Below are 18,179 nucleotides of genomic sequence, written 5' to 3'. Positions count from 1 at the left end.
GCAGGGACGCGGCGCTGGCAAAGCACAAAGCCAGCGCCGGCAAGCGACTTAGAGATGGATAACCGGCGGGCGCGTATTCATGATCCACAACAGCCGCGCGGTCTTGCTGCTTTCATTCTTCACGCTATGGGGGACCGTGCTCTTGAACTGGAAGCTATCGCCAGCACGCAGTTCCGCGCGTTGATCGCCGACGTTCAGAATGACCGTGCCCTCCATCACGAGGCCGCATTTCTCGCCAACGCCCACCAGCACTTCTTCCGACCCCGACCCAGCCGGCAGCATGATGACCATCATCTGCAGATCGTGCTCGCCATGCGGCGAAAGCAACTCTTTCTGCATGCCGTTCTTGCCGACTTCGAAAAGCGGCCGTTCCGCCGAGCGCCGCACGAAATCGCCCGTGAGCGGATCGGACGGCGCGTCGTCCTCTTCCAGCAGCGCGCTCAGCGGCACATCGAGCGCCTGACGCAGGCGCTCCAGAATGCGCACGGACGGATTGGCCTTATTGCGCTCGACCTGGCTTACGGTGCCGACCGACACGCCGGCGCGCAACGCGAGTTCATTCACGGACAGGCCGCGCGCGTTGCGCAGCGCCTTCAGGCGCGCGCCGACATCGGCATGGCTCGGCAGCGCGGCGACTTTCTTGCTGGACTGGGTTCGCATGAGATTCCTGTTGAATTCGGTGCCGGACGCGCGAAAGCGGTTCGTGCCCCATCGCTCGCGCACGATTCCGGTGCACGGCGCGGTGCACGGCAATGCAATGGCGCGTCCTGCGCGCAACATTGAAAGCGCGCACAATGTCACTCATTATATTGAAACTTCTCGCAATGCGATGAACAATAAAAAAGCCGCGCGACGTGAATCGTTGCGCTCGCGCAAGACAGGAAGATTGTCCTATGAAGCGCCCCAGGCCCCATGCGACAGTCGAATCTGAACAAGCCGTCCAGGCCGCCCTACAGGAGTCCGCTGTGTCCGAAACCGCCGTCAAGCCCGCCCCTCAATACCGCCGCTTCACTGTCGACGACATCGACGCTGCCCACGGCCTGTCCGTGGCAGTGCGCTGGCCGCATCGCCGGGAAGACTGGCGCTTCGCCGTAGATGCGGGTACCGGTTTCGTTGCCGAGGAAAATGGCGTCGTGATCGGCACGGCGCTGTGCTGGAAGTTCGGCGTGGACCGCGCAACGCTGGGCATGGTGATCGTTTCGCCCGACGAGCAGGGGCGCGGCATCGGCCGCAAGCTGATGGAACTCGTAGTGGAGGAACTGGGTGAGCGCGTGACCTTCCTGCATGCCACGCCCGCTGGCCAGCCGCTTTACGAAAAGCTCGGCTTTACGGCCTGCGGCACGCTCACGCAACATCAAGGCACCGTCGAACAGGCACCCGAACCCGTGCTGCCAGAAGGCGAAACGCTGCGCACCGCGACGGCCGCCGATCTGCCCGCGCTAATCGATCTCGCTTCGCGCGGCTGTGGTCTCGATCGCAGCGCGACCTTGCCTGCCCTGCTCGATGTGGCGCAAGGCGGCGTCGTGCTCGAGCGCAACGGCGAAATCACCGGCTTTGCACTCGCGCGCCGCTTCGGACGCGGTTACGCCATTGGCCCCGTGGTTGCGGCACCTTCAGCGGACCATACGCGCGCCAAAGCACTCGTCTCGCACTGGCTCGCACAACATGTGGGCAATTTCGTGCGTATCGACGTGCCGGGCGGAGCCGGTATTGAAGCCTGGCTGCCCACCGTTGGCCTCGTGCCGGTCGACGCTGTCGTCAAGATGGTGCGCAACGCCAGCGCCGCCCAGCACAGTGGCGAGCCCGACGCCGCCTGGCGCGCCTACGGCATCATCAATCAGGCCATGGCCTGATGCGCAGCATTGCCGCGCATTTATCGACTGAAAATCCTTCCCAGAGAACTCTCGCATGAGCATGGACGCCTATCCGATCGAAGTCGCGTTCCCCGATATTTCCGCGCATGCCGAAGGCAGCACGGGCATCGCCTATGTGCATACGTTCGATTCGGGCGTGGCCGGCCCGCATGTGATGGTGAACGCGCTCACACACGGTAATGAGGTCTGTGGCGCGATCGTCGTCGATGCCTTGTTGCGCGCGCAACTACGTCCGCGCCGAGGCCGTCTCACGCTGGCCTTCGCGAACGTCGACGCCTACGCGCGATTCGATCCCGACTCCCCCGACAAGGCCCGCTTTGTCGATCAGGATTTCAACCGCGTCTGGACCGCCGCAACGCTCGACGATACCTCGCGGCGTTCAGTCGAACTCGATCGCGCGCGCGTGATGCGCCCCGTGATCGACAGCGTCGATCTGCTGCTCGACCTCCATTCGATGCATGAAAAGAGCGCGCCGCTGATCGTTGCCGGACCGCTCGACAAAGGCATTGCGCTTTCTGCGCAGCTTGGCGTGCCCGCGACCGTGATCTGCGACGAAGGCCATCCTGAAGGCCGGCGCATGCGCGACTACGAAGGTTTCGGCGACAAACACAGCCCAAAGAACGCACTGCTGATCGAGTGCGGGCAGCATTGGGAGAAGCGTGCCGTCGATGTCGCGCGCGACAGTACTGCGCGATTTCTGCTGAACGCAGGCGTCATCGACGTGCATGATCTGCCCGCCGGATGGCTCGCCCCTCTGCCCGCGCAGATGACGGTTGTACGCGTAACCGAACCGGTGGTCGCGACCAGCATGGATTTCCGCTTCGCCGGGCCTTATACGGGCCTTGAAACTTTCGACAAGGCCGGCACGATCATCGGCTGGTCGAATGGCGAGCCTGTCACCACGCCTTACGACGACTGCATGCTCGTCATGCCTTCACTGCGTCAATTGCGGCCCGGCGTGACCGTGGTGCGACTCGGCCGCATCGAACAACGTCTCGATCACACTTCACGTCAACAGGAATTCATTCAGTGAAAGTTCAGCAGATCCAGCAATCCGTGCATATCACGGGACTCGAAGATTGGGGTACGGCAGGCTTGCCCGATACGGAGCCCGCACGCGTCACCGGTCGTCAGGTGGTCATTCCCGGTGCCGAAGCCGTGGATACCGGTGTATTCGAATGTTCGCCGGGCACGTATCGCCGCTCGGTGAAAGAGGCCGAAGTCATGCATTTTCTCGCGGGATCGGGCAGCTTCACGCCCGACGGCGAAGAGACGCTGCATTTCAAGGGCGGCGACACGATGTTCTTCGAAGCCAATACCGAAGGCCTTTGGCAGATCGACGAAACGTTGCGCAAGATCTATGTGATTTTCTGAAGCCGATTCATTCGCGTGCGGTCCACCGATCGTGGACTGCATACTCACTCGCACCACCCTCAAGTCCCTGCATGGGCGGCGGACGCCTGGAATGGTGGTGACATAAGTAGGCATCCCTCGCCTACGCGCTTCACATCCCGATCCAGCCCTGAGCGGCAATCGATCGCGGCCGCGCCGTGCACGCCGGAACTGTACTCTTCGAATCGCCAGCAAAGTGTGCGTCCTCGGGCCACGCGAGCACCAGTACGCTTCGTACTCACACTCCGCTCGTACCGACGATTGATTCGACCGCCCTTTCATGATTATTCGCCCCACGCCGAACTGGTTTCGTATGCTCTTTGTCTGGCACGGCTCCGTGCTAAAGGCGATCATTCCCCAACTGGCGTTTATGACACTCGTAAGCGTGCTCGCGATGTACTCGCACGGCCGCATTTTCGGCGAGAAAATCCCGCTGAATACGACGCCTTTTACGTTGTGCGGCGTAGCGCTAACGATCTTTCTGGCGTTTCGCAATAACGCCAGTTACGAACGCTATTGGGAAGCGCGCCGCCTGTGGGGCAATGTGTTGATTGCGGCTCGCGCACTCATTTCACAGTTTCGCAATTACGTCCCCGCAAGTTCCGCGCCGTACGAAAACCGCCGGATTCCGCGCCTGCTCATTGCGTTCGCCTATGCATTGAAACACCAGTTGCGTCACTCCGATCCGCGTGCTGATCTCGACCGCCTGCTCGGCTTCGAACAGGCTGCAAATCTCACGGCACGCGTATTTCAGCCCATTGTGTTACTCGACGAAGCCCGCCGCCATCTGGCCGCACTCAATCGCTCGGGCGCGCTTTCCGATACGAAACTCTGGATGCTGGATCGCCAGCTGAATGATCTGGGCGCAGCGGTTGGCGGCTGCGAACGCATTCTGTCCACGCCGATTCCGTTTGCCTACGGCGTGCTGCTGCATCGCACCGTCTATGCCTATTGCGCGCTGCTGCCTTTCGGGTTAATCGATTCGATTGGTTTTGCCACGCCACTCATCTGCGTATTCGTCTCTTATACGCTGCTAGCGCTCGAAGCCATCGCCGGCCAGATTTCCGATCCCTTTGGCCTCGCACCGAATAATCTCGCGCTCGATTCCATGACCTGCACGATCGAGCGCGCCGTGCTCGAACTGTGCGACGAAGCCATGCCGCCGCCCGTCCAACCCGGCCCGCACTTTCAACTGACCTGAAACAGAACGGAGTGACCATGATGTTCAGCCCCGTGAGCGCCGATAGAACCGGCAGCGTCGTTCGAAACGTACTGCGTCATCGGCGTGACGAAACCACTGCGGCCGTCGATCATGTCGTAGAAGAGTGCCCGGTTGCACTGGTATTCAACGGCATCTCGCATGCTGTCATGATGGCGACGCCCATTGATCTGGACGATTTCGCATTGGGTTTTGCCTTGAGCGAAGGCATCGTCGAACGTGCGAGCGATGTGTTCGAAATCGACAGCTTGCTACACGCCGAAAGCGCGGAAGTGCATTTGCGGGTTTCCCAGGAAGCGTTTATGGCGCTCAAGGGCAAGCGTCGCGCGCTTGCGGGTCGCTCGGGCTGCGGCGTCTGTGGAATCGAAAGCATCGAATTGCTCGATCTGCATCCCGCACCCGTTGCATCGTCCTGCAACACGCCCACGATCGCGAGCATCGCGGTCGAACGAGCCTCACGTGAACTGCGCGACCATCAGCACCTGATGCATGAAACCGGCGGCATTCACGCCGCGGCGTGGTGCAATGTCGATGGGAAAATCAGGCAGGTATTCGAGGATGTCGGGCGGCACAACGCGCTGGATAAACTCATCGGCTGGCTTGCGCGCACGCGCATTGACACCGTGCAGGGCTTTGTCTTTCTCTCCAGCCGCGCAAGCTACGAGCTGGTTCGCAAGGCAGCGCGCGTGCGCGTGCATACGCTCGCGACCATTTCCGCGCCCACCTCGCTTGCGATCAATGTGGCCCAGGAAGCCGGCATCCGTCTGCTGAGTTTTTGCCGTGGCGATGGCTTTGTCGAATACATCGCGCCCAACGCGTCTATCGCGCGCACGACGCCGCAAGCTTGCCAACCGTGATGATCGCCTGCTCGATTTCAGGCGACCACGGCATGCTGTAATTCAGACGGATAAAATTTCGATAACTATCCGTCACCGAAAACATATACCCCGGCCCAATCGTAATGCCGCGTGCTAGCGCAAGCTGATAGAGTTTCATCGAATCGACCTTGGCCGGCAACTCGATCCACAGCACGTAACCGCCCGCAGGACTCGACATGCGCGTGCCTGCGGGGAAGAAGCGCGTGACCATCGCCTTCATCAGATTGGCCTGCTGCGCGTAGCTTTTGCGAAGGCGTCGCAAGTGATGCTCATAGCCATCGCGTTCGAGAAATTCGGCGATCGCCAGTTGCGGAATTACCGAGGTGGTCAGCGTATTCAGAAATTTGAGCTTTTCGACCTGATCGCGAAAGCGGCCCGGCAATGCCCAGCCAATGCGGTAAGCGGCTGTGAGGCTTTTGGAAAACGATCCGCAATGCAGTACGAGTCCCTTTTTGTCATACGATTTGAGCGTAGTGGGATGGGACTCGCCAAAATACAGTTCGTTATACACACCATTTTCGATGATCGGAATATTGGCTTTCGCGAGCAGATCGACCAGTTCGCGCTTGCGTTCATCCGGCATCTGGAAACCCAGCGGATTCTGGAAGTTCGGCATCGCCATGCAGGCCGCAACCGGCTGCGCCTTGATGATGCTCGCGAGCGCGTCGATATCCATGCCGTATTCCGGGTGCGTCGCCACCTCGATCGCCTTCATGCCCGAACGCTCGATGGCGTGCAACATCGCGTAGAACGTCGGCGACTCCACGGCAATCACATCGCCGGGTTTGGCGACCGCCTGCAGACACAGATTGATCGCCTCGGTTGCGCCTACCGTCACGATGATCTCGTTCGGGTCCACGGCCATGCCGTTTTCCAGGTAACGTCGGGCAATTTGTCGCAGCAATTCCGGGCTACCCGGCGGCAAAGCGTTGGTTACACCCCACAATGATTTCTTGCGCCCAACCGCAGCCCCATAACGATTAAGTTTTTCGTAAGGAAATAACTGCGGATCGGGATAGGGCGAACCCAATGGCACGGCATCGTCAGCGCCAATCGAGCGCAGCGTGGACAGCACGAGCCGGCTCACATCCACTTCCGCCGATGCCGCCACCGGGCGGCTCGGGCGCAATTCGTCCGAATGCACTGCGCTTTCGCTCACGCGCGCGCTCACGAAATAGCCCGACTGCGGGCGGCTTTCCAGCACGCCACGGCTTTCCAGCAGCAGATAGGCGCGAATCACGGTGGTAATGCTGATGCGGTGCTGCTGGCTGGCCTGGCGTACCGAAGGCACACGGTCGCCTGGCCGGAATACGCCCTTATGGATCAACGTTTCAATGTCGTCCGCGAGCTTTTCATAGAGTTTCACTGCTTTCTCCCCGTTCTCACAGCACTGCCAGCGCAGTGTACTGCGGCGCGCGAAACTGTACTCTAAGTGATCGCCGGATTCTGTGTGTCATGCGCGCAGCCCTTAACTTTTACGCTTGCGCATAACCAAGCACTGAGCGCGGCACGCCCTGTGGAACCCTCCCGGGGCCGCGCGAACGACAACGGAGCCAGGCGTAATGGACAAGCTGAAACCAAAGGGCAAAATCGAGGCCTATCATCATCCCGCCGCGGGCTGGGGCGCGCTCAAATACGTCGCCATCAATCTGATCAAGGAACGGGTGTCGGGCGGCAATTACCGCACGCTGTTCAAACAGAACCAGCCCGACGGCTTCGACTGCCCCGGTTGCGCGTGGCCCGACCGCGAGCACGCCTCCACGTTCGAGTTCTGCGAAAACGGCGTGAAAGCCGTGGCCGCCGAAGCGACCACCAAGCGCGTCACGCCCGCATTTTTCGAGGCGAATACCGTCGAGTCGCTGATGAAGCAGACCGACTACGAACTCGAACAGCATGGCCGCCTCACCGACCCGATGGTGTACGACGCCATGACCGACCGCTATCTGCCGATTGCATGGGACGACGCCTTCGCATTGATTGCGAAGCACCTCAAGGAACTCGATTCGCCCGACGAAGCCGCGTTCTATACCTCGGGCCGCGCGAGCAATGAAGCCGCCTTTCTGTACCAGTTGTTCGTGCGCATGTACGGCACCAATAACTTCCCCGACTGCTCCAACATGTGCCACGAAGCGACGAGCCGCGGGCTGCCCACGACAGTCGGCATCGGCAAGGGCACGGTGACGCTCGAAGATTTCGAACTGGCCGACACCATCATCATCTTCGGCCAGAATCCGGCCACCAACCATCCGCGTATGCTTGGCGAACTGCGCGAAGCTGCCCGGCGCGGCGCGACGATTGTTTCGGTGAATCCGCTGCGCGAACGCGGTCTCGAACGCTTCACCAGCCCACAGCATCCGCTGGAAATGATTACCTTCGGCAGCACGAAGATTGCCTCGACTTTCATTCAGCCGAAACTCGGCGGCGACTTTGCGCTGATCAAAGGCGTGGCGAAACGCCTGATCGAACTCGACGACGAAGCCATCGAAAATGGCACCGAACGCCTGCTCGATCTCGACTTCATCCAGCAGCACACGCAGGGCTTTACCGCTTTCGCCGAAGACCTGCGTAACGAAAGCTGGCCGCTGCTGGAAACGGAATCCGGCGTGGCGCGCGAAGATATCGAAGGGCTCGCGCGCATCTATGCGAACGGCAAGCGCGTGATCGCAACATGGGGCATGGGCATTACGCAACACAAGCATTCGGTGCAGACCGTACATATGCTTTCCAATCTGCTGCTGATGCGTGGCAATATCGGCCGCGAAGGCGCGGGCCTGTGCCCCGTGCGCGGCCATTCGAACGTACAGGGCAATCGCACGGTCGGCATCGAAGAAAAGCCCTCGCAAGCCTTTCTGGATCGCCTCGGCAAGGTATTCGATTTCGAACCGCCGCGCGAACACGGTCTGGACGTGGTCGAAACCGTCGAGCACATGATCGAAGGCCACGTGAAAGTGTTTATGGGTCTGGGCGGCAATTTCGCCATGGCCACGCCCGACACGCTGCGCACCTTCGATGGCCTGCGTTCGTGCAAGCTCACCGTGCACATCACCACCAAACTCAATCGCAGCCATCTTGTCCACGGCGAAAATGCACTGATCCTGCCGACGCTCGGGCGCACCGAAATCGACGTACAGAACGGCGTCGCGCAAGGCGTGACCGTTGAAGATTCGATGAGTATGGTGCACATCTCGTACGGCATGAACAAGCCGGCCTCGCCGAATCTGATGTCGGAAACCGCCATCGTCGCGAACATTGCGCACGCCACGCTCGGCGACGATAAAGTGGACTGGCTCGCGCATTCAGGCGATTACGCGAAGGTTCGCGATGCCATCGAACAGACGATCGAAGGTTTCGATCAATACAACGAGCGCATCAAGCATCCCGGCGGCTTCCATCTGCGTGTGGCTTCGCGCGAACGCGACTGGAAAACCGATACCGGCAAGGCGAATTTCATGGTACATGCGGTGCAGCAGGACACGCCTATTGCGCGCGCAAAAGCGCAGCACGGCGACCGCCTCATGACGCTCATGACGACGCGCTCGCACGACCAGTACAACACCACGATCTACGCGCTCGACGATCGTTATCGCGGCGTATTCGGTCAGCGCCGCGTGGTTTTTATCAATCCCGCCGATATCGCCATGCTCGGCTTCAAGAACGGCGACTGGGTCGATATGAGCACCGTATGGGAAGACGGCATCAAGCGCCGCGCCGATCACTTCCGCCTCGTGGAATACGACATTCCGCGTGGCTGCATTGGTGCCTATTATCCCGAGACCAATCCGCTCGTGCCGCTTTCCAGCGTCGGCGACGTCTGCAATACGCCGACTTCAAAGTCGATTCCGGTGCTGTTGCACGCTTCTTCCGAGCCGCTCGAACTGCCCGTTTTCTAAGGCTGCATCGCTCGACGCCTCATTGCCGCGCGTAGCGCACCTACGCACCCGCGCGGCCGATATTCTCCTTTGCCTGGTCATCACCATGTCTTTCGAAGCGCTCAATCTGGCGCGCGGTCAATTTGCCATGACCGCGATCTTCCATATACTCTGGCCGATTTTAACGATCAGCCTTTCCGCATTTCTGCTGGTCGTCGAAACGCTCTGGGTCAAAACCAGCAACGTAATCTGGTATCGCCACGCGCGTTTCTGGAGCAAGCTGCTGATTCTCAATTTCGCCGTAGGCGTGGTAAGCGGCATTCCGATGGAATTCCAGTTCGGCACCAACTGGGGACCGTTTTCGCAATACACCGGCCAGTTCTTCGGCAATATTCTGGGCTTTGAAGGCGCAATGGCCTTCATGCTGGAAGCGGGTTTTGTCGGCATCATGATGCTCGGCTGGGGCCGCGTGCCCAAGGGCGTGCATCTGTTCGCCACCTCGATGGTGGCGCTCGGTTCGTCGATTTCCGCGTTCTGGATCATGGTCGCGAATTCGTGGCTGCAAACGCCGCGCGGCGTGGCCGTTGTGGGCGACAAACTCGTCGTGACCGATTATGTGAAAGCGATCTTCAATCCCGATATGGCATGGGGCGTCTCGCATATGTGGTTCGCGGCGCTGGAAACCGGTCTGGTCGTGATCGCAGGTATTTCGGCGTACTACCTTTTCAGGCGCCGTAACCCAGAGTTTTTCGTACGTTCGTTCAAGCTCGCACTGCTGCTGCTCGCCTTTGTCGCGCCTGTGCAGATCTGGCTCGGCGATTCGAGCGGTGTGGATGTTTTCGAAACGCAACCTGCCAAGGGCGCAGCCATCGAAGGCCATTGGCAAACCAATGCGCCGGGCACCGGCGCGAGCTGGTCGCTGCTTGCATGGCCGGACGCCGCGAAGCAGCGCAACGACTGGTCGCTCGAAGTGCCGGGCATGCTGAGCATTCTGGGCACGCACAGCCTGCACGGCAAAGTCACGGGCATGAAAGACATTCCCCTGGCCGACCAGCCGCCCATGTTGCCGCTGCTCTACTATGCCTTCCGCGCGATGGCGGGCATCGGCTTCCTGTTCATGGCGCTCGCATTCTGGACACTCTATGCACTGCGTAAATCGCGTGGCCATCTGGACGCCCTGCTCGCACAACGCAAACTACTGCTCGCCTGGGTGCTGGCGATTCCGCTGCCGTATATCGCCGTGGAATGCGGCTGGATCGTGCGCGAAGTGGGACGTCAGCCGTGGGTCGTGTATGGCCTGCTGCGCACCGATCACGCCGCCTCCGCCATTCCCGCAGGCGCGATCACGGGCAGCATGATCATGTTCGCCGGCTTCTTTGTCGTGCTCATTACGTCGTTCTTCGTATTCGCGCGCCGCTGGCTGCGCAATGGCCCGGACCTCACGCTGATGCCGCCGGTGGAGACCGCTCATCGCGCCGTGCCCCACACCGTCGACTATTGAGCGCCGCTCCATTCAATACGCCTCTGGCGCATTCATCGCACAGGAAGTCATCATGAATCCCGCTTCAACTCAGGACCTGCTCAACCATGCGTGGTTCGGGCTTATCGGCCTGATGCTCGTGTTGTACGTCGTCACCGACGGCTTCGATCTGGGCGTCGGCATTCTCACGCTGCTGCGCCGCCGCGAAGGCGACCGCGACCTCATGATCCAGTCGATCGGTCACGTCTGGGACGCCAACGAAACCTGGCTCGTTGCGCTTGGCGGCGCGCTGTTCGGCGCCTTCCCCGCCGCTTACGCGATGATCCTCTCCGATCTCTATGTGCCCGTGATGATGCTGATCGCCAGTTTCATCATGCGCGGCGCGGCAATCGAATTCCGCCACGCCGCTCGCACCAGCAAGACGGTGTGGGACCGCGTTTTCGGCATCGGCAGCCTGCTTGCGGCGATTTCGCAAGGCATTGTGCTTGGCAAGATACTCACGGGTTTCGTGCCGGGCCTCGCCAGCACCGGCTTTGTGGTGGTAACTGCCATTGGCGTGGTGTCGGGCTACTGTCTGCTGGGCGCCACCTGGCTCGTGAAAAAGACAACCGGCGAGATTGAAAACCGTTCGCGCCGTCACGCCATTGTGGCCGTCTTCACGACCGTGGCCGCGGCACTCGTAGTGTCGATCGCCACACTCAAACTGAGCCCGGTTGGCATGACGCGCTGGCAGGATCAAGGCGTGTTCCATCTGCTGATCGCGCTCGGCGTACTCGCGGCACTGGCGTTTGTCTATGTGCTCTATTCGATTCATATGCGTGGCGAGCACGGGCCATTCGTGGGCGCAACGCTGCTGTTCGTGCTGTCATTCGCGGGCCTCGCGCTGAGCATGTTCCCCTATATCGTGCCGGGACAACTCACGGTAGCCGCTGCGGCTTCGGATGCCACGACGCTCACCTTCATGTTGTTCGGCATCGGCATCGTGTTTCCGATCATGATTGGCTACAACTTCTATCAGTATCACCTGTTCCGCGGCAAGGTCGTACCGGTCAAGCACTAAGGCGCTTCATGCCGAAGCCGATACCGTGTATCGGTTCAAAAAAGACTCACGGCGAACCGCCACTTCATGAAACGAAGTGGCGGTTTTTTACATGCAACACCACGCGGCATTCCACTGACGATTCACGGCCTTATCGCTTTTGCGAAACCCGATTTCGATATATTTCAATAAACATATTGCCAATATATTCAAAAAAGCACAGCGCGTGAACCCATTTAAATTCCTTTCATTTATTGCTTGTCTCTATCTATTGACTATCTACACTGAAACCCTGACGCCCGCGCTGCCATTCCACGCTTGTGCCCAATCGCGGTGCAGCGCATAGCCGACACTCCGCCAGGCGTGCGGAGGACCCAAGGAGTTTCCCATGACGAAACTACGTGATGTGCCCGGCGTTCATACCTACACCGGTCCCGCAGGCGGATGGGGCGCACTCAAGGCCACCGCGCAGGCCGTGCATGACCAGATGGAAAGCATCGAGGCGCCCATCACGCTGATGCGTACCAACCAGCCCGACGGCTTCGATTGCCCAGGCTGCGCGTGGCCGGACAAGGAGCATCGTTCGACTTTCCAGTTCTGCGAAAACGGCGCGAAAGCCGTCACCTGGGAAGCGACCACGAAACGCGTCACGCCGGAGTTCTTCGCCGCGAACACGGTCGCCTCGCTATTGCAGAAGAGCGATTACGAACTGGAAGACATGGGCCGCCTCACGCATCCCATGGTGTACGACCGCGCAACCGATACGCTGCGCCCGGTGGATTGGGAAGACGCCTTTGCGCGTATCGGCGAGATTCTGCGCTCGCTCTCGCCCGATCAGGTGGAGTTTTATACGTCCGGGCGCGCGTCCAACGAAGCCGCATTTCTCTATCAATTGTTCGCCCGCGAATTCGGCACCAATAATTTCCCCGATTGCTCGAACATGTGTCACGAACCCACCAGCGTGGGACTGCCGCAATCGATCGGCATCGGCAAAGGCACGGTCTCGTTAGACGATTTCGATTCGACCGAATTGATCATCGCGATTGGCCATAATCCGGGCACCAATCATCCGCGCATGATGGGCACGCTGCACGAAGCGGCCCGACGCAATGTGCCGATCATCGTATTCAATCCGCTACGCGAGCGTGCGCTCGAACGCTTCGCCGATCCTCAAAGCATGATGGAAATGGCGACCTTCGGCTCGACGCGCATTGCCTCCACGTATTTCCAGATCGATGCGGGCGGCGATGCCGCCGCGATCAAAGGCGTGATGAAATCGCTGCTGCAAATGGAGTCGGAACAAGGCGGCGTGCTCGACAAGGCGTTCATTGCCGCCCATACGAAAGGCTTCGACGCCTTCGCCGCCGATCTGGAAGCCACATCATGGGACGATATCGAAAAGGCCAGCGGACTCGCGCGCGCCGATCTCGAACACGTGGCCATCGCCTACGCGAAATCGAACGCCACCATCGTCACCTATGGCATGGGCGTGACACAGCACAACAAGGGCACCGCGAATGTGCGCCTGATTGCCGATCTGTTGCTGATGCGCGGCAACATCGGCAAACCGGGCGCCGGTATCTGCCCTTTGCGCGGCCATTCCAATGTGCAGGGGAATCGCACGGTAGGGATTACCGAAAAGCCCTCGGCCGCTTTTCTGAAACTGATTGAAGACGCCTGCGGATTCACGCCGCCGGCCGCCCACGGGCACGACGCGGTGCAAGCCATGCAGGCAATGATCGAAGGCAAGGCGAAAGCGCTGCTTTGCCTGGGCGGCAATTTCGCGGTCGCCCTGCCCGATCCTGAACAGGCGTTCCCGGCGATGGCGGCTCTCGACGTGGCCGTGCATATCGGCACCAAACTCAATCGCACGCATCTGCTGGTCGCCAGGGAAACGTATCTGTTTCCGTGCCTCGGCCGCACGGAACTCGACATGCAGAGCACCGGGCGTCAATCCATTACGGTCGAAGATTCGATGTCGATGGTTCATGCGTCAGCCGGCAAACTCAAGCCGGCTTCAGAGCAATTGCGCTCGGAACCCGCCATCGTCGCGGGCATGGCGCGTGCGACGATGCCGAACTCGAAAGTCGACTGGATGGTTCTGGTCGCCGATTACGACAAGATTCGCGAACTGATCGAGCGCACCGTGCCCGGCTTCGAGGATTTCAACCGGCGCATTCGCGTGCCAGGCGGCTTTCGCCTGCCGCTGCCGCCCACCGAACGCCAGTGGCACACGCCTTCGGGCAAAGCCGAGTTTTCGGTCTACGACGGCGTCAAGGAAGACGCCGACGTGCTGGGCGCGGAAAACGTCCTGCGTCTCATCACGATACGCAGCCACGATCAGTACAACACGACCATCTACGCGATGGACGATCGCTATCGCGGCGTATTCGGGAGGCGCGATGTGCTCTTCATGAACGCCGACGATATGGCCGCCCACGGCATCGAACACGGCGATCTCGTCGATATCGAAACGGTGACGTCGGGGCGCGTGCTCAAACTCAAGAACATCACCGCCATCGTTTACAGCATCGCAAAAGGCTCGGTCGCCGCCTATTATCCAGAAGCGAACGTGTTGGTTCCGCTCGACTATATCGACAAGGAAAGCGGCACACCTTCATACAAATCAGTGCCAGTTCATGTAGTGCGCGCGTCGACGCAGCCGTGATGAAATGTAGCCGGGCCAGCCAGTCCTTAGCTGGTGCGTGACACGCAAATGCAATCGTCACCAGGAGTTCACAAGAATCATGAATATCTTCGACGCATTTCATCTGGCCCGGCTGCAGTTTGCGTTCACCGTTTCATTCCATATTGCGTTTCCTGCCATCAGCATCGGCATGGCGAGCTTTCTCGCGGTGCTGGAATGGCGTCTGCTGCTTACGGGCGATGTCGCTTATAAGGACATGTATCGCTTCTGGGTGAAGATCTTTGCCGTGGGGTTCGGCATGGGCGTGGTGTCGGGCGTCGTGATGGCCTATGAGTTCGGCACCAACTGGAGTGGCTTCTCCACGATAGCGGGCAATATTACCGGTCCGCTATTGACTTACGAAGTGCTGACCGCGTTCTTCCTTGAGGCGGGTTTTCTCGGCGTCATGTTGTTTGGCTGGAATCGCGTGAGCCCCAAAGCGCATTTCTTTGCGACGGTGATGGTGGCGATCGGCACGCTCATTTCCACTTTCTGGATTCTTTCGTCGAATAGCTTCATGCAGACGCCGCAAGGCTATGCGATCCAGAATGGCCGCATCGTGCCGGTGGACTGGTGGAAGATCATCTTCAATCCGTCCTTCCCGTTCCGGCTCGCACATATGACGATTGCGGCGTTTATCGTCGCCGCCTTTATCGTCGCGGCCTGCGGTGCGTGGCATCTGCTCAAGGGGCGTCGCGATGTGCCGGTCAAGCGCAGCTTTTCGATGGCGCTCTGGATGCTGCTGTTTCTGGCGCCCATCCAGATCGTGGTGGGCGATGCGCACGGCCTCAATACGCGCGAATATCAGCCCGCGAAGATCGCCGCGATCGAAGGTCTATGGGAAACCGAGCACGGCGGCACCGCGCTCAATCTCGTCGGCCTGCCGGATATGAATGCCGAAGTCACTCGCTACGCGATTCAGATTCCCCATCTTGGCAGCCTGATTCTCACGCATAGCTGGGATGGGGAAATTCGCGGCCTCAAAGAGTTTCCGCCGCAAGACCGGCCTTTCTCGCCCATTGTGTTCTGGACTTTTCGCTTGATGGCGGGCCTCGGCATGCTGATGCTGCTCACCGCCGTGCTCGGCTTGCTATTGCGGCGCGGTGGAAAACTCTATGAAGCGCGCTGGTTTCAGTGGCTGGTTTTCTGTATGGGTCCATCGGGTATCGTCGCGCTGCTCGCGGGCTGGATCACCACCGAAGTGGGCAGGCAACCGTGGACCGTTTATGGCGTGGTGCGTACGATCGATTCGGTTTCCCCTATCGGCGCACAGCAGGCGGGTGTCTCGCTGCTGATCTTCGTGATCGTCTATTTCCTCGTGTTCGGCACCGGCGTCTATTACATGCTGAAAATGATGAGTAAAGGCCCGGGAACCGGCGTGGAAAGCACGGAATCGCTCAAGTATCCGGGGTTGCACAATCGCGCACTCGACGCCGTGGTGGGGGACTAAGGCCATGCAAATCGACCTTCCTGTGATCTGGGCCGCCATCATCGGCCTCGGTGTGTTTATCTATGTGATGCTCGACGGTTTCGATCTCGGCATTGGTCTGCTGTTTCCCTTCTTCGAAGGCAAAGCCGAACGCGAAGTGATGCTCAACACCGTTGCGCCGGTGTGGGACGGCAATGAAACGTTTCTCGTACTAGGCGGCGCAGGCCTGTACGGCGCGTTCCCCGTGGTCTATGCGACACTGCTGCCCGCCAATTACATGCCGCTCATCTTGATGGTCGTGGGCCTGATCTTTCGCGGCGCGGCATTCGAATTGCGCGCCAAGGCCACGCGCACGCAGCATGCGTGGGATCTCGCCTTCATTGGTGGATCGGCAATGGCAGCGATGTGCCAGGGCATCACACTGGGATCGCTTTTGCAGGGCATCAAGATCGTCGACGATAAATTCGCCGGCGACCCTTTCGACTGGTTCTCGCCGTTCAGCATATTCTGCGGATTTGGCGTGCTGCTCACCTATGCGACTTTAGGTTGCGGCTGGCTGATCCTCAAAACCGACGGCGAGTTGCAGCGCAAAATGCGCATGGTCATGCGCCCGCTCGTGGCGATCCTGCTATTGGCGATTGCGATCGTCAGCCTGTGGACCGTGCTGGGCCTGCCCGCCGTGCGCCACCGCTGGTTTCTCAGCGGCGATCTGGGCTACTTCCTGCCGGTGCCGATCCTGGTGGTGCTGTGCGTGTGGGGCATCTATCGTTCGCTGAATCTCAGTCACGAAGCAATGCCTTTCATTCTTTCGCTGGCGATCTGCTTTCTCGGTTATACCGGTCTTGTGATCAGCATCTGGCCGTATATCATTCCGCCTTCGCTGACGATCTGGGATGCGTCGTCGAGTCATTCGAGCCAACTCTTTGCATTGGTTGGCACGGTGATCGTATTGCCGATCATCCTCGTTTATAACGCCATGCAATACCGCGTATTCCGCGGCAAGGTGCGCGAAGGCGATCACGGTTATCACTGATACCCACGCGTTCCGGCGCTCACCCAACTGTACTGCTTCAAACCGTCGCGGACTGTGCACCGACGGCGGCGCAGCGCGGCCCTATGCTGTCGGTCATTGCTGAAACGATATCGCCGCACTGCCGTTCGCACTCCACGCAACGCCGATATCGTTCAGTCCGACTGTATTTAACGGGTCCGACCAGGAAAGTGAACGCCATCGCTGAAGCCATCATCGCCGAGCCCGCACGTGACGGCCTTGCCCGTCCGCTGCGCGATCTGCGCCTGTCCGTCATCGATCAGTGCAACTTTCGCTGCACGTACTGCATGCCGCGCGAGGTATTCGATTCGAATTACCGCTTCCTGCAGGCATCGGAACGGCTTTCGTTCGAGCAGATGCTGAAGCTCGTGCGGGCGTTCGTCGCGCTGGGCGTCGAAAAGGTCCGCATCACGGGCGGCGAACCTTTGCTGCGCCGCGGCCTGGAAACCTTTATCGAGCGGCTCGCGGCCATCACGACACTGCGCGGCGCGCCGCTCGACATCGCGCTCACCACCAATGGCTCGCTACTCGCCGCGCGTGCGCGTGGACTGCGCGATGCCGGTCTCTCGCGCGTCACGGTAAGCCTCGATGCACTCGACGACGCCATCTTTCGCCGTATGAGCGACGTGGATATGCCGGTCGCGCGCATTCTCGACGGCATAGAAAAAGCGCAAGCCGTGGGCCTCGCGCCAGTCAAGGTCAATGCCGTCATCGAGCGCGGCGTGAACGATAGCCAGATTCTGCCGCTCGTGCGCCACCTCATGAATAGCGATATCGCCGTGCGTTTTATCGAATTCATGGATGTGGGCGGCGCAGCGGGCTGGTCGAATAGCACGGTGCTCACTGCACGCGATATGCGCGCAATCGTCGAAAGCGAATTTCCACTGATTGCACTCGACGATTCCGATGGTTCGGCGACATCAGTGAATTATCGGATCGCGAATGGTCAAGGCACCGTGGGTTTTATCGCCAGCGTATCGCAACCGTTCTGCGGCAAGTGCTCGCGTGCGCGCGTATCGGCAGACGGGCAGCTCTACACGTGCCTGTTCGCGACGCAAGGCGCCGACCTGAAACCCTGGCTTGGCGAAACGACCTCCAGCGAACAATTGATCGACGCGATCAACACCCGCTGGCACGCGCGCGACGATCATTATTCGGAACTCAATGCAGACCGGCGGCGCAGCGGGCAACGCAAGACGTGGCCTACGGTGCGCATGTCGCTCGTTGGCGGCTGAATAGGCGCTGAAGCGGCGGCTGACTTC

The 18,179-nt window shown here is 60.0% G+C and carries 15 protein-coding genes; 13 read left to right on the top strand and 2 right to left on the bottom strand.

The annotated features are described in order from the left end of the window. Positions 1–48: 48 nt before the first annotated feature. The gene (locus U5A67_RS18690; protein ID WP_205980901.1) at positions 49–660 is read right to left on the bottom strand and encodes a helix-turn-helix domain-containing protein; all 612 of its coding nucleotides are present in this window, start codon (positions 658–660) and stop codon (positions 49–51) included. Between U5A67_RS18690 and U5A67_RS18685 the strand changes: the two genes are divergently transcribed. The 6 genes from U5A67_RS18685 to fdhD all read left to right on the top strand — a co-directional run bounded on the left by U5A67_RS18685 (position 659) and on the right by fdhD (position 5,342). After that, positions 659–931, top strand: coding sequence for a hypothetical protein (locus U5A67_RS18685; protein ID WP_321815638.1), 273 nt, complete (start codon positions 659–661; stop codon positions 929–931). The genes U5A67_RS18690 and U5A67_RS18685 overlap by 2 nt on opposite strands. A 34-nt stretch (positions 932–965) precedes the next feature. Beyond that, on the top strand, positions 966–1,853 hold the full coding sequence (locus U5A67_RS18680; protein WP_321815637.1) for a GNAT family N-acetyltransferase: 888 nt from the start codon (positions 966–968) through the stop codon (positions 1,851–1,853). A gap of 61 nt (positions 1,854–1,914) precedes the next feature. After that, positions 1,915–2,907 (top strand): M14 family metallopeptidase, encoded by a 993-nt coding sequence (locus tag U5A67_RS18675; protein ID WP_321815723.1) that lies wholly within the window; start codon positions 1,915–1,917, stop codon positions 2,905–2,907. Continuing rightward, positions 2,904–3,248, top strand: coding sequence for a cupin domain-containing protein (locus U5A67_RS18670; protein WP_321815636.1), 345 nt, complete (start codon positions 2,904–2,906; stop codon positions 3,246–3,248). The genes U5A67_RS18675 and U5A67_RS18670 overlap by 4 nt, the downstream gene beginning before the upstream one ends. A 298-nt stretch (positions 3,249–3,546) precedes the next feature. Beyond that, positions 3,547–4,467, top strand: coding sequence for a bestrophin family protein (locus U5A67_RS18665; protein ID WP_321815635.1), 921 nt, complete (start codon positions 3,547–3,549; stop codon positions 4,465–4,467). 20 nt (positions 4,468–4,487) lie between these two features. Further along, positions 4,488–5,342, top strand: coding sequence for a formate dehydrogenase accessory sulfurtransferase FdhD (gene fdhD / locus U5A67_RS18660; protein ID WP_321815722.1), 855 nt, complete (start codon positions 4,488–4,490; stop codon positions 5,340–5,342). Here fdhD and U5A67_RS18655 read toward each other — a convergent pair. Next, a complete protein-coding gene (locus U5A67_RS18655) occupies positions 5,305–6,729 on the bottom strand; it encodes a PLP-dependent aminotransferase family protein (RefSeq protein WP_205980895.1) in 1,425 nt (474 codons plus the stop codon). The two genes, fdhD and U5A67_RS18655, sit on opposite strands and share 38 nt — an antisense overlap. 196 nt (positions 6,730–6,925) lie before the next feature. Here U5A67_RS18655 and U5A67_RS18650 point away from each other — a divergent pair, with 196 nt between their 5' ends. The 7 genes from U5A67_RS18650 (at position 6,926) to moaA (ending at position 18,152) form a co-directional block, all read left to right on the top strand. Further along, the gene (locus U5A67_RS18650; RefSeq protein ID WP_321815634.1) at positions 6,926–9,253 is read left to right on the top strand and encodes an FdhF/YdeP family oxidoreductase; all 2,328 of its coding nucleotides are present in this window, start codon (positions 6,926–6,928) and stop codon (positions 9,251–9,253) included. 85 nt (positions 9,254–9,338) lie between these two features. After that, positions 9,339–10,733: a cytochrome ubiquinol oxidase subunit I gene (locus U5A67_RS18645; RefSeq protein WP_321815633.1), complete on the top strand. Its 1,395-nt coding sequence runs from the start codon at positions 9,339–9,341 to the stop codon at positions 10,731–10,733. 52 nt (positions 10,734–10,785) lie between these two features. Beyond that, a complete protein-coding gene (gene cydB, locus U5A67_RS18640; protein WP_205980890.1) occupies positions 10,786–11,772 on the top strand; it encodes a cytochrome d ubiquinol oxidase subunit II in 987 nt (328 codons plus the stop codon). A 367-nt stretch (positions 11,773–12,139) separates the two neighbouring features. Next, the gene (locus tag U5A67_RS18635; RefSeq protein WP_321815632.1) at positions 12,140–14,419 is read left to right on the top strand and encodes an FdhF/YdeP family oxidoreductase; all 2,280 of its coding nucleotides are present in this window, start codon (positions 12,140–12,142) and stop codon (positions 14,417–14,419) included. A 79-nt stretch (positions 14,420–14,498) separates the two neighbouring features. Next, on the top strand, positions 14,499–15,887 hold the full coding sequence (locus tag U5A67_RS18630) for a cytochrome ubiquinol oxidase subunit I (RefSeq protein WP_321815631.1): 1,389 nt from the start codon (positions 14,499–14,501) through the stop codon (positions 15,885–15,887). A 4-nt stretch (positions 15,888–15,891) separates the two neighbouring features. Then, positions 15,892–16,899 (top strand): cytochrome d ubiquinol oxidase subunit II, encoded by a 1,008-nt coding sequence (gene cydB / locus U5A67_RS18625; RefSeq protein WP_205980885.1) that lies wholly within the window; start codon positions 15,892–15,894, stop codon positions 16,897–16,899. Between the two features lie 188 nt (positions 16,900–17,087). Continuing rightward, entirely contained in the window at positions 17,088–18,152 is a 1,065-nt protein-coding gene (gene moaA, locus U5A67_RS18620; RefSeq protein ID WP_321815630.1) for a GTP 3',8-cyclase MoaA, read from the top strand. Positions 18,153–18,179 lie beyond the last annotated feature (27 nt).

Source organism: Paraburkholderia sp. J69-1 (assembly GCF_905220255.1).
Taxonomy (GTDB): Bacteria; Pseudomonadota; Gammaproteobacteria; order Burkholderiales; family Burkholderiaceae; genus Paraburkholderia.
The sequence above is the reverse complement of the archived record's forward strand: the minus strand, read 5'-3'. Positions and strand labels throughout refer to the sequence as shown.